Here is an 11,643-nt window from a genome sequence, read left to right on the forward strand (position 1 = left end):
GCACCATGAACGATGACCTGCGATGCGCCGAGGGCTCATGAATAAAACAACCCTCCTGCTCGCCGCAATGCTGTTGCTGGCGCCCGCCGCAGCATTTGCCCACCCGCATATTTTCGTGCAGGCGCGGCTTGAGGTGGTGGCCGGCGATGACGGCAACGTCAAGGAGCTTCAGAATGTCTGGCGGTTCGACGAGGTATTCTCGTCTTCGGTGCTGATGGATTTCGACAAGAACGCCAACCTGAAGCTCGACCCGGACGAACTGACTGCAGTCGGCGCCACCGTGCGCGATTCGCTTGCCGACTACGATTACTACGTGAACATGTCGTTGAACGGAAAGGCGATTAAGGTGAACAAGCCTGATGTCATTCACGTCGACTACAAGGACGGACAGTTGTTGATGTTCTTCAAGGTCTCGCCGGCAGAGCCGATGCCGATGAAGGGTAACCGACTTTCCTTCGGCATCTACGACCCGACGCTCTACACCTCGATCGACTTCCCGACAGACGGCGACCTCGTGACCATCGGAAGCACCTTCAAATCCTGCACCACGAAGGTCGTGCGCCCCGACCCGGACGAGGTTATCGCCGAGAACAAGTCATCGCTGACCGACGCCTTCTTCAACGACCCCACCGGGACGACCATGTCGAAACTGTTTGCAACACGGATCGATGCCCAATGCTGAACCGCCGCCTTGCCTTTGCGTCGCTTGCAGTTGCGCTCCTCCTCGCCGCAACCGGCCTCGCGCACGCCACCGGGTCGCCTCTCGGCATCGGCACCGCTGAACCGAGCTTCCAACCAATCGGCGGCCCTCTTGCGCCAATCTTCCTTTACGTCAACGACCAGCAACAGGCGTTTTACCGCGCCCTGACCCAATCGATCGGCGCCATGCGCAAGGATCCTTGGCAGCTCTCGACATTGATCGGATTATCCTTCGCCTACGGAATTTTCCACGCGGCCGGTCCCGGCCACGGCAAGGCGGTGATCTCGTCCTACATGGTTGCGAACGAGATCCAGTTGAAACGCGGCATCGCGATTTCCTTCGTGTCCGCCTTCGTCCAGGGCGTGGTTGCCATTGCCGTCGTTGGTGCCGCCTATTTCGTGCTGCGTGGCAGCGGCATCACCATGACCGAGGCGACCAACGCCATGGAGATCTCCTCCTTCGTGATGGTCATATTGTTCGGCTGCTGGCTGCTGTTTCGCAAATTGCGCTCAATGATGCGCGCCATGCCCGAGCGCCGCATGGAAATGGCGACCCCTGCCGGCCCTGTCAGCGTCGCGCTGTTCGACAGCGGTGCCTTCGCCCGCAACGACGCAACCGTGGCGTCTGCCGGCCAGTTTAACTGCGATGCCCCGACCCTTGGAACGGCCGGGGTGGTCTGCGAGGATTGCGGACGTGCGCACCTGCCCGATCCCTTGCTTCTGAAAGCGGAGCATTTCAGCGCGCGTGAAGCCTGGTCGGCCATTGTCGCCGTCGGCCTTCGCCCCTGCTCCGGCGCCCTGCTGGTCATGACCTTCGCAATGCTCAACGGGCTCCTGCTCGGCGGCGTGCTGTCGGTGTTCGCCATGTCGCTCGGCACGGCCATCACCGTGTCGATGCTGGCGATCATGGCAGTCACTGCCAAGGGGCTCGCGATGCGCCTTGCCGGGCCGGGATCGGCAAAGTCCACCTGGGTGGGCAACGGCATAGAGCTTCTCGGCGCCGTCTTCGTGATTGTAACGGGTATCGTCCTGCTGGGCGCGTCGCTGCAGACCTAGAGATCAGGACCGGTTGCGTCGCTGATATCTAGCCCGCAGCCAGAAGATCAGAAAAAAGCAGAGAATGACGGCGGCGCCGAAACCCGTCGCCAGCCAGGGTGAAAATTGACCGATCCACAACACGGCATCCGGCATCAGGTACAGCACCGTACCAGCGCCGAGCAGGATGATCGCTGCAGCGATTGCTGACGATTGGTCTTCCGACTTTTTATCGGTCAAGCAGCTTACCCCTTGAAGCGCCGATGGCGCGACTGCGCGTCGGGAGCCGATCGATGGCGAACTGCCGGTCCGACACGTGCCGGCAGTCTCGAACGTGTATCAGCCGCGCAGTGCCGCAGCTTCCGCCGCAAGCTTGGTGATGCCCGCCCAGTCGCCCGAAGCGATCAGTTCCTTTGGCGCCACCCAGGACCCGCCGACGCAGATGACGTTCGGCAACGACAGATAATCGCGGGCATTCTTCAGAGATACGCCGCCCGTCGGGCAGAACATCGTCCCGGCCAGCGGCGACGAAAGCGCCTTGAGATAGCCAGCACCGCCTGCCTGCTCGGCGGGGAAGAACTTCAACACCTGATAGCCCTCTTCGCGTAGCGCCATGACTTCGCTCGCGGTCGCCGCACCCGGCAGCAAGGGAACGCTCGACTGTCTCGCGACATCGAGCAACTCCTGCGTCGTGCCCGGGCTGACGATGAATTTCGAACCGGCTTCGACGGCCGCTTCCCAATGGGCGACGTTGAGGATGGTACCGGCACCAACCTCGGCGCCTTCGACTTCGTCGGCCACGGCGCGCACCGCATCCAGAGCTGCCGCCGTGCGCATGGTGATCTCGATCGCCTTCAGTCCACCGGCGACCAGGGCCCGGGCAAGCAAGACTGCCGACTTCACGTCGTCGACGATCAGCACCGGCACGACCGGTGCATATTGCAGGATGGCTAGCAGCTTTTCGGTTTTTTCACCCATCGCCGACACTCCAGAAAACGATTGAATTTCAGACTTCGATAACCCTCCTGAACATCCTTGTCGAGACAAAAGCGGGCAACCGCCCGCCCGGGTAGGAAATGCCGCAGACATCGGTTAGCCTGCCTGAAACAGGACGAGGCCGGGGGAGGCTGACACCATTGGCAAAAGAGATTGAACGCAAATTCCTGGTCCGGCACGACGGATGGCGGGATCTGGTGGCCGAAACGATCGGACTGCAACAGGCCTACATCGCCTCGATGGAGGATCGATCCGTCCGTATCAGGCTTGCCAACGGCACGCAGGCGACGCTGACAGTCAAGATCGGCAAGCGCATGACCCGCGACGAATTCGAGTATTCCATTCCCTTGGCCGATGCGGAGGAGTTGATGACGAAAGCCGTTGGCGTGCCGATTATCAAGACCCGCCACAAGGTGCCGTACAAAGGGTTTACCTGGGAAATCGACGTGTTCGACGGTGTGCATGCGGGCTTGCAGATCGCCGAGGTCGAGATGGGGCACGAGGATGACAATCCCGAGCTGCCGGATTGGCTTGGCGAAGAAGTCACCGGCCAGCACCGCTATTCCAACCAGGCACTGGCGATGCGCTCCGAAGTCTAGGATGCCCGCCCTCGACCACTGTAGAGCCAGCTTTGCCACAGGGGTCGTAAATCGACATTGCGTCAAAGGGCTCAAGGCTGTATTTCGACCACATGACCGACATCACCTCGTCCACGCCCTCAGGCGTCAGCTCCTTTCTGGTGGCAGCGCTCTATCATTTCGCCGATTTCTCGCGGTTTGCCTCCATGCGCGACCCGCTGCAGAGGCTTTGCGAGGAACAGGGCGTCAAGGGCACGCTGCTGCTCGCCCATGAAGGGATCAACGGAACCATCGCCGGCACGGACGCTGGTGTATCCACGGTTCTTGCTTTCCTGCGCGCCCTGCCGGAATTTTCCGCGCTGGAGCACAAGGAGAGCCGCGCGTCGAAGATGCCATTCGTGCGCATGAAGGTGAAGCTCAAGAAGGAAATCGTCACCATGGGCGTCGAGGACATCGACCCCAACAGCATCGTCGGCACCTACGTCGCGCCTAAAGACTGGAACAGCCTGATTTCCGACCCCGATACCATCCTGATCGACACCCGCAACGACTACGAGACGGCCATAGGCGTCTTCAAGGGCGCAATCGATCCGAAGACCAAGACCTTTCGCGAGTTTCCGGAGTGGGTTCGGCAGAACACCGGGCTGCACAACAAGCCCAAAATCGCCATGTACTGCACCGGCGGCATCCGTTGCGAAAAGGCGACGGCCTTCATGAAGCAGCAAGGCTTTAACGAGGTCTATCACCTCAAAGGCGGCATTCTCAAATATCTCGAGGAAGTGCCCGAAGAGCAGAGTCTCTGGGAGGGCGCCTGCTTCGTCTTCGACGAGCGCGTCTCTGTCGAACACGGGCTGAAGGAAGGCGAGCACAAGCTTTGCCATGCCTGCCGCACGCCGATCACTGCCGAAGAGATCACCTCGCCCTACTACGAGGCCGGCGTCTCCTGCAGCCAGTGCTACGATGTCAGAAGCGAGAGCGACCGGGAACGGTTCCGAGAACGCCAGCGCCAGATCGAGCTTGCCCGCAAGACCGGCCGCGCCCACCGCGGCTAGAGTTTCCAGCAAAAGTGCGCAAATGCGCCAGGCCGGATATCAGCCCGAAATAGCGACCCGTTGCCCGTTTTCCTCGGCATCGCGAAGCTCGGCCTGATAGCGCTTTGTAATGTCGGCGGCCGTCATTGGCTTGCCGTGGAAATATCCCTGCAACTCGTCACAGCCGAACAGCCGCACCGCGATCCCCTGCTCCTCGGTCTCGATCCCCTCGGCGGTCACCGGGATATCCAGCGAGCGGGCAAGAGCCACCGTTGCCTGCAGCATGTCGCGGGCGCTCTTGCCTTCCAGCACGCCCATGGTCAGCGATTTGTCGATCTTGATGCGGTCGAAGCCGAACTGGCGGAGATAGCCGATCGATGAGAAGCCCGATCCGAAATCGTCGAGCGCCACCTTGACGCCGAGCGCCTTCAGACGCTCGATTGCGACGCGTATTCGCTTCGGGTTCTGGATGATGTAGCCTTCGGTGATCTCCAGCGTCACGCGCTCGGGATCGATCTCCGTCTGCTTGAGCACATAGCGCACATAGTCGGCGAAGGCCGGGTTGCGGAACTGGCTCGGCGAAACATTAACGGCGATACGCATGCCTGGCCAAGCGACGGCCGCCTCACAGGCCCGCCGGAGAACCAGCAGCCCCAGCCCCTCGATAAGACCGCTGGTTTCGGCCACCGGGATAAAAACTTCAGGAGATATCGGCCCGTAGCCGGGGCGATCCCAGCGCACCAGCGCTTCGACTCCGATCATCGCATGCGTCGCCGCGTCGACCAGCGGCTGGTAGACCACACCAAGGGTTTCCCCTTCGATCGCAGCACGCAGATCGAGCTCCATGGCATTGCGACCTTCGCGATCGGTGTCCATGTCGCTGTCGTAGCACATCATGCGGGAGCGGCCTGCTTCCTTGGCCTTGTACATCGCGAGATCGGCGCGGCGCACCATTTCCTCACGACCGACGCGGCCTTCGGGAGACATGGCGATGCCGATGCTGGCGCCGACCACGATGACGCGGCGGCCGATTTCGAGCGGTTCCGAGAGGAAATCGAGCACCTGTTCGGCAAGGCCGAGGGCTGGGCCGTCATTCAGGTCTTCGCCGGGGAAGGCAACGGCAAATTCATCGCCGCCCAGCCGCGCAAGAATGGCGTTTCCCGGCACCAGGACCTTAAGCCCGGCAGCGATGGCGCGGATAAGCTGGTCGCCGGTACCATGGCCGTAGGAATCGTTGATCTCCTTGAAGCCGTCGAGATCGAGATAAAGAAGCAGCACGTTGCTGCGATCAAGCGATGCCTGCTCGATCATCTGGTCGACATGAACCCGCATGCCTTCCCTGTTTAAAAGCCCGGACAGCCGGTCCTGCAGGGCCGCCTCGCGCGCTGCTGCTTCCTCTGCCCGCAAACGCTTGTTGGCAAGCGATCCAAGCATCAGCAGCACCACGAAGAACATGCCGACCAACCCGAGGGCGCCGGCCACCAGCGGCCGCGCCTGCTGGTAGCTCATGTCGCCGGGAATGCTCGACTGCCAGACCATCTTTCCGAGCGTCCGGCCGAGCGGATCGACGACCGGGACCGCATTTGCCGACGCCGTGTCCGCTGAAACCAGATGCAGGCCGTTGATGACATAGTTATCTGCCATCGCCTTGATTTGATCGGCGTCAAGGTGGCGAATGAAAACGAGGTAACGCCGCTGGCCTACGGGCACCGGGACAGTCCCCGATTTCTGCCGGACCAGCGCCACGCCGGCAACCGCCACGCCGTTGCTGGTGTCGATAAAGCCGGCCGCTTCCGGCATTGCTCCTGCGGGCGCTGAACGGGCCGTGTCGAGCAAAGACCAGATCGCAGGGTCGAGCATGCTCTTCATAGGTTCGGTGCTGGGCTTGCCGTTCTGGTACGCGAGGACAGGCTTTCCGCTCTCATCGACAACGATCACACCGTCGAAAAGCGGGTTGTTCGCAGACATCCCCCCGAAGTTGCTTGCCACCCAATCCATGCCATCGGGCGCATAGACGAATTTCGCCGCATCGTCCCACGCCGCATAGTCGTTGAGCGTTGCTTTCAGCTGGGTCTGGAATGTCTTCAGCGCGCCAGTCGTTGTCTGGAAGGAGCGCTTCTCATCGAGCCTGTTGGAGTAATCTGCCACTCGGGCAACGGCCGTCAGAACCATCAGGGTCACGACAGCGACCACGAGCGCAAACGAAAACAGCACGGCCATCACGATCGAATGACGGTCGCGTCCAATATCCCGCTGAAACAACTTCGAAAACGCGCCCATACGGCACTCCTTAAGCGCGGAATATGCAGAACAGGTCTTCAAGAACCGTTAAGGAAATTGAGAACGCGCGTAAAGACACAGGAACAATACAACCTTTTGCTGCATTTCCCCGCACCTCTACCCTGGGACCAAGGGGTTAGCATCCCTTGGCGTCGGTGATCAGGTCGCGGTATGGTTGCCTTTTGGAAACAGCGCCGCCAGTTCGGAATACCATTTTCCGCTGCTCTTGACGGTGCGCACCTGCGTCTCGTAATCGACATGGACCAGGCCGAAGCGCATGCGATAGCCCTCCGCCCATTCGAAGTTATCCATCAGGCTCCAGGCGAAGTAGCCACGCATCGGATATCCGTCCTTGATGAGATCAGCGACGATATTGAGATGGTCGATGTAATAGTCGAGCCGCGGCTGATCGTCGACCACACCGTCCACGACGCCCATGTTATAGGCGGCCCCGTTCTCGGTGATGTAGCATTCCGGCATCTCGTAGCGCCGATAGAGGTCCTCGATCAGCAGCTTCAGGCCGGGTGCGTAGACTTCCCAGCCGATATCCGTCTTGACGTCGCTGACCGGCGGCGCCTCTTTCGTCCAGGGAAAGTCGCCCGATTTCTCCGCATCGTCGAAGACACGATCCGGCTTGTAGTAGTTGATGCCGACCCAATCGAGCTTTTGATTGATCAGCGCCATGTCGCCATCGGCAATCTCGGGCATGCGATCGCCCAGCGCTGCCAGGAAGGCCTCCGGATACTGGCCCTTGAAGACCGGATCGAAGAAGGCCCCATTGTGGAACTCGTGCGCCCGCTCTACAGCCGCATGATCGGCCGCACCGTCCGAGCCTGAGATGATCGACGCGGCGTTGAGCACCAGCCCGACCGGCACCTTCGGCGCCTCGGAGCGGATCGCCTCCACGCCGAGCCCGTGGGCGAGATTGATATGGTGCATGGCCGCAAGCGCCGCTTCCATGTTTCGTTCGCCCGGCGCATGGATGCCCCAGAGATGGCTGAGCCAGACGATGCACCAGGGCTCGTTGAATGTAGCGACCGAATCCAGCCGGTCTCCGAGTCGTGCCATAACCGTCTTGGCATAGCGCTGGTATGCATAGGCCGTCGAGCGCGCCGTCCAGCCGCCGTCACCCATCAGCGAAAGCGGCAGATCCCAGTGATAAAGCGTCGCGAAGGTCTTGATGCCGCGTGCCTTGCAGCCGTCGACCAGCCGGTCGTAGAAATCCAGCCCCTTCTCGTTGATCGGCCCGGTGCCTTCCGGCACGATGCGCGGCCAGGCGATCGAGAAGCGATAGGCCTCAACGCCCATCTCCTTGATAAGATCGAGATCCTCGTCCAGCCGGTTGTAGTGATCGCAAGCGACATCGCCGTTGTCGCGCTGGAAAACTCTGCCCGGCATGTTGCAGAACGCGTCCCAGATCGACGCCTTGCGTCCATCGGTCCTGGTGGCACCCTCGATCTGGAAAGCGGCCGTCGCCACGCCGAAGGTAAAGTCACCGGGAAACCGCGCGGCCATCGTTTTTGGATCGATCATGGAATGTCTCGTTTTCTTGAACTGATGGTGGACGATTTAGACCGGCAACTACCCGGTTGTACAGATGATGAATGTCAAAACTGCAACGTTGCAGACAAGCCCCGCGCGTCCACCTGAAATCCGGCCTTCCATGACCGCATCGGTTGCCCATCGGTATCGCACCCCTCAATTGATGTCGGTCAATCCGCGCGCCCCAACGGTGGGTTACCTTGACGCCTCTTGCGCTAACCGGGCCTGGAGGGATCGAGGCCTCAAACTGCGGTTCTGAGCCTCCAATGGGAACGAGAGATGTCCATGACCGCTGAGAGAACAGACCGTTTGAAGACCACGCTGCTCCTCGTGGCGATGTTCACACTCGCACTCGGGCTGCTTCTTTACGTCCTAGATCACCCGGATGCTGCAAGGCTTGCATGGCAGGTCGGCGTCGTCCCGGTTCTGGCGGCATTGATCTTCGAAATCGCGCGCAGCGTCTGGCGTGGCGAAGTGGGCCTCGACATCGTGGCCGCATTGTCCATGACCGCAGCGCTTCTCTTCGGTGAGACGCTCGCCGCAGCGGTGGTCGCCGTCATGTATTCCGGCGGCACATTTCTGGAAAGCTTCGCGGAAGGCCGCGCCCGGCGTGAGATGAGCGCGCTGCTCGCCCGTGTCCCCAGAACCGCGACGCGTTATGCCAACGGTGGTCTGGCAGACGTTGCGCTGGAGATCATCGAACCCGGCGACCTGCTTTTGATCCACCAGGGCGGGATCGTGCCTGCAGATGGCGACATCGAAAGCCCGCAGGCGATCCTCGATAAGTCGGCCCTGACAGGCGAGTCGATGCCGGTGCGGCTGGACAAGGGCCAGGAGGCGATGAGCGGATCGACCAATGCCGGGGAAGCATTCGACCTGCGCGTGCGGCATCGCGCCGCCGACAGCACCTATGCAGGCATCGTGCGCCTGGTCGAGGCCGCGCAGGCATCCAAGGCCCCGATGGCGAGGCTGGCCGACCGCTATTCGCTGTGGTTCCTGCTGGTGACGATCGCGCTGTCTGCAGCCGCATGGTGGTTCACCGGCGATCCCATTCGCGCAGTGGCTGTCCTTGTCGTGGCGACCCCCTGCCCGCTGATCCTTGCCGTCCCGGTGGCTTTGGTGGCCGGTCTTTCCCGTGCAGCCCATTTCGGCGTTCTCATCAAGGGCGCAAAGCCGCTGGAAGCCCTGGCGCGGATCAGCACCTTGATTCTCGACAAGACCGGAACCCTGACGGACGGGCGCCCGCAAATCGTTTCGATCGAGGCGCACAACGGAATGTCGGACGGTGAGATCCTGTATTTCGCGGCCGCACTCGAGCAGGCCTCGAAACACCCCATGGCACAGGCCATCGTTGCAGCGGCGCGTCGCCAGAGCGTGGTGCTGCCATTGCCGGAAAACGTCGTCGAGCGCCCCGGTGAAGGCGTCATCGGAACGATCTCCGGCCGCCAGGTATCGGTGGGAGGCATCGCATTCGTCAGCAAACAGGCCGGCGTGGTGTCCGCAGCCAGTCCGATCATGGACGTCGGGACGGTCGTTGTCGCTCTCTCCGTCGACAACAGGATCGCAGGCTACATCACCATGGCGGATGCATTGCGCACGGGAACCGTCGAACTCATTGCCAACCTGCGCCTGCTTGGCATCAAGCGGATTTTGCTGGCCACCGGAGATCGGCGTGCGGTGGCGGAAACGGTGACCAAGAACCTTGGCCTCGACGCCGTCAGATCAGACCTGACGCCCGACCAGAAAGTCCTTCTGGTGCTGACCGAGCGCAAGAACGGGTCGGTGATGATGGTGGGTGATGGGGTCAACGATGCCCCGGCATTGGCCGCCGCCGACATCGGCGTTGCCATGGGCGCCCGCGGAGCCGCCGCCTCGGCTGAAGCCGCCGATATCGTGCTTCTTGTCGATCACGTGGATCGCCTGCTGCCCGGCATCGAAATTGCCAAAAGCTCCCGGCGTATCGCCATGGAAAGCGTCATCGCGGGCATCGCCATGTCGGTTATCGGAATGATCGCCGCAGCACTGGGTTACTTGACACCTGTGCAGGGAGCCGTGCTCCAGGAACTCATCGATGTCGCGGTGATCCTGAATTCGCTCAGAGCCCTGCGGATCACCCCCAGGATCGCGCCCGTCACGGCAGAGGATTGATTACAGGCTGCGCCGCCGGACTATCCTTTTCGGGCACGGACGGACTGCCTGCGAGCTTCTCATGCTTGTCAAACCTGACCTACTTACCCAATCCGAGGATCGGGTAAAGCGAGGCTACGAGCAAGAGAGCCATGACTATGTTGAATGCCCTTAGGCGCGCGGAGTTCGACAACCATTGCCGGATCACCGTTCCGAGCCATGCCCATACCGATATCGCCGGAAAGCAGACGAGGGCGAAGGCGATTGCCACGACAAAAACCGAAACCAGGGAGCATTCCGGAGCATACAGCGTGATCGCCGAGAGCCCCATGGCCCATGCCTTCGGGTTTACCCACTGAAAGCCAGCGGCTTGAAGGAATGTCATCGGGCGGCCCTTGGAAGCACGCTGTTCGACGGATGCAGAGGTCGCTATCTTGTATGCCAGCCACAACAAATAGGCAATCGACACCACTTTGAGCGCGCCGTACATCATCGGTAAGATGTCGAAAAGCGCCATCAGGCCAACGCCCAGCAGAAGCGTCATGATCGAGACGCCTGCCACAATTCCGAGCATGTGAGGCAGCGTTCGGCGAAATCCAAAATTTGCCCCCGACGCCATCAGCATGAGGTTGTTTGGGCCCGGCGTTACCGTTGTGACGAAGGCAAAGCCCAGCAAGGCGACGATCACCGTGAAATTCATCCAATTGCCTCCTCTAATTTTCCTTCGCAATAATAAGGGGAGACGGCTGCAATTAATCGTCTAATATGCGTTGAACACCAACTTCAACGCAATGAATGATGACGATGGATCAGATAGACGACAGTATATTGCGAGAGCTGCGACGGGATGGACGCATCACAAACGTCCAGCTTGCGGAACGGGTTAACCTTTCCCCTTCGGCCTGCCTGCGTCGCGTCCAAGAGCTTGAGCGGACGGGCGTCATCCGGGGCTACCGCGCGGTCACGGATCCTGTGCGTCTGGGTCGCGGCTTCACGGTCTATGTCATGGTAGGCTTGTCATCGCACACCAAGGCGGCACTTGAGGGCTTTGAGCGCGCCATGTCGATCGCACCCGAGGTCGTTGAGTGCCACAATATAGCTGGCGCATTCGAATATCTGCTGCGCGTGGAAACCGGCGATCTTGCCGACTTCAAACGATTTCACACGGATGTCCTGGGGACGAGATCGTACCTCAGCTCCATCACTTCCCTGATTGTCATGGACTCACCGAAGGACGAGCGCGCAGTCTGACATCATGACGCCTGACTGAGCCTTCGGATCGCCGGCGGAACGCTCCTTCGGTTTTCGCTCCGGAGGAACAGCTGCCGCAAGTCCGGCACTAGGGGAAAGCTACC

11 protein-coding genes are annotated in these 11,643 nt (G+C 60.9%); 6 read left to right on the forward strand and 5 right to left on the reverse strand.

The genetic code is table 11. The features are described from left to right. Positions 1-37: 37 nt before the first annotated feature. Positions 38-682, forward strand: a complete 645-nt coding sequence (locus J5274_RS00115; protein ID WP_142830480.1) for a DUF1007 family protein — start codon at positions 38-40, stop codon at positions 680-682. Continuing rightward, positions 676-1,755 carry a nickel/cobalt transporter gene (locus J5274_RS00120; RefSeq protein WP_142830478.1) on the forward strand — a complete coding sequence of 360 codons (1,080 nt, stop codon included), beginning with the start codon at positions 676-678 and terminating at the stop codon, positions 1,753-1,755. Before J5274_RS00115 ends, J5274_RS00120 begins: the two co-directional genes overlap by 7 nt. 3 nt (positions 1,756-1,758) lie before the next feature. On the opposite strand, the gene J5274_RS00125 is transcribed toward J5274_RS00120, so the two are convergent. Continuing rightward, entirely contained in the window at positions 1,759-1,974 is a 216-nt protein-coding gene (locus J5274_RS00125; RefSeq protein ID WP_142830476.1) for a hypothetical protein, read from the reverse strand. 99 nt (positions 1,975-2,073) lie between these two features. Then, a complete protein-coding gene (locus tag J5274_RS00130; RefSeq protein ID WP_111218820.1) occupies positions 2,074-2,712 on the reverse strand; it encodes a 2-dehydro-3-deoxy-phosphogluconate aldolase in 639 nt (212 codons plus the stop codon). A gap of 158 nt (positions 2,713-2,870) precedes the next feature. Here J5274_RS00130 and J5274_RS00135 point away from each other — a divergent pair, with 158 nt between their 5' ends. Then, entirely contained in the window at positions 2,871-3,329 is a 459-nt protein-coding gene (locus J5274_RS00135; protein ID WP_142830474.1) for a CYTH domain-containing protein, read from the forward strand. Between the two features lie 92 nt (positions 3,330-3,421). Then, positions 3,422-4,360 carry a rhodanese-related sulfurtransferase gene (locus J5274_RS00140; RefSeq protein WP_142830472.1) on the forward strand — a complete coding sequence of 313 codons (939 nt, stop codon included), beginning with the start codon at positions 3,422-3,424 and terminating at the stop codon, positions 4,358-4,360. Positions 4,361-4,399: 39 nt separating this feature from the next. On the opposite strand, the gene J5274_RS00145 is transcribed toward J5274_RS00140, so the two are convergent. After that, entirely contained in the window at positions 4,400-6,619 is a 2,220-nt protein-coding gene (locus tag J5274_RS00145; RefSeq protein WP_142830470.1) for an EAL domain-containing protein, read from the reverse strand. A 159-nt stretch (positions 6,620-6,778) separates the two neighbouring features. Beyond that, positions 6,779-8,152, reverse strand: coding sequence for a GH1 family beta-glucosidase (locus J5274_RS00150; protein WP_142830468.1), 1,374 nt, complete (start codon positions 8,150-8,152; stop codon positions 6,779-6,781). Between the two features lie 294 nt (positions 8,153-8,446). On the opposite strand from J5274_RS00150, the gene J5274_RS00155 reads away from it, so the two are divergent. Continuing rightward, a complete protein-coding gene (locus J5274_RS00155; protein WP_219274711.1) occupies positions 8,447-10,309 on the forward strand; it encodes a heavy metal translocating P-type ATPase in 1,863 nt (620 codons plus the stop codon). A 79-nt stretch (positions 10,310-10,388) separates the two neighbouring features. Here the strand turns inward: J5274_RS00155 and J5274_RS00160 are convergent, their stop codons facing one another. Next, positions 10,389-10,988 (reverse strand): LysE family translocator, encoded by a 600-nt coding sequence (locus tag J5274_RS00160; protein WP_142830464.1) that lies wholly within the window; start codon positions 10,986-10,988, stop codon positions 10,389-10,391. A gap of 104 nt (positions 10,989-11,092) precedes the next feature. On the opposite strand from J5274_RS00160, the gene J5274_RS00165 reads away from it, so the two are divergent. Next, positions 11,093-11,539, forward strand: a complete 447-nt coding sequence (locus J5274_RS00165) for an Lrp/AsnC family transcriptional regulator (protein ID WP_142830462.1) — start codon at positions 11,093-11,095, stop codon at positions 11,537-11,539. The last annotated feature ends 104 nt before the right edge of the window (positions 11,540-11,643 follow it).

It is taken from the genome of Rhizobium sp. L51/94, from assembly GCF_019355555.1.
GTDB lineage: Bacteria > Pseudomonadota > Alphaproteobacteria > Rhizobiales > Rhizobiaceae > Rhizobium > Rhizobium rhododendri.

Bases quoted from the DNA above. Each gene is read 5' to 3' on its own strand.
- J5274_RS00115 (WP_142830480.1), top strand. From the start codon at position 38: ATGAATAAAACAACCCTCCTGCTCGCCGCAATGCTGTTGCTGGCGCCC.
- J5274_RS00120 (WP_142830478.1), top strand. From the start codon at position 676: ATGCTGAACCGCCGCCTTGCCTTTGCGTCGCTTGCAGTTGCGCTCCTC.
- J5274_RS00130 (WP_111218820.1), bottom strand. From the start codon at position 2,712: ATGGGTGAAAAAACCGAAAAGCTGCTAGCCATCCTGCAATATGCACCG.
- J5274_RS00140 (WP_142830472.1), top strand. From the start codon at position 3,422: ATGACCGACATCACCTCGTCCACGCCCTCAGGCGTCAGCTCCTTTCTG.
- J5274_RS00145 (WP_142830470.1), bottom strand. From the start codon at position 6,619: ATGGGCGCGTTTTCGAAGTTGTTTCAGCGGGATATTGGACGCGACCGT.
- J5274_RS00150 (WP_142830468.1), bottom strand. From the start codon at position 8,152: ATGATCGATCCAAAAACGATGGCCGCGCGGTTTCCCGGTGACTTTACC.
- J5274_RS00155 (WP_219274711.1), top strand. From the start codon at position 8,447: ATGACCGCTGAGAGAACAGACCGTTTGAAGACCACGCTGCTCCTCGTG.
- J5274_RS00160 (WP_142830464.1), bottom strand. From the start codon at position 10,988: ATGAATTTCACGGTGATCGTCGCCTTGCTGGGCTTTGCCTTCGTCACA.
- J5274_RS00165 (WP_142830462.1), top strand. From the start codon at position 11,093: ATGGATCAGATAGACGACAGTATATTGCGAGAGCTGCGACGGGATGGA.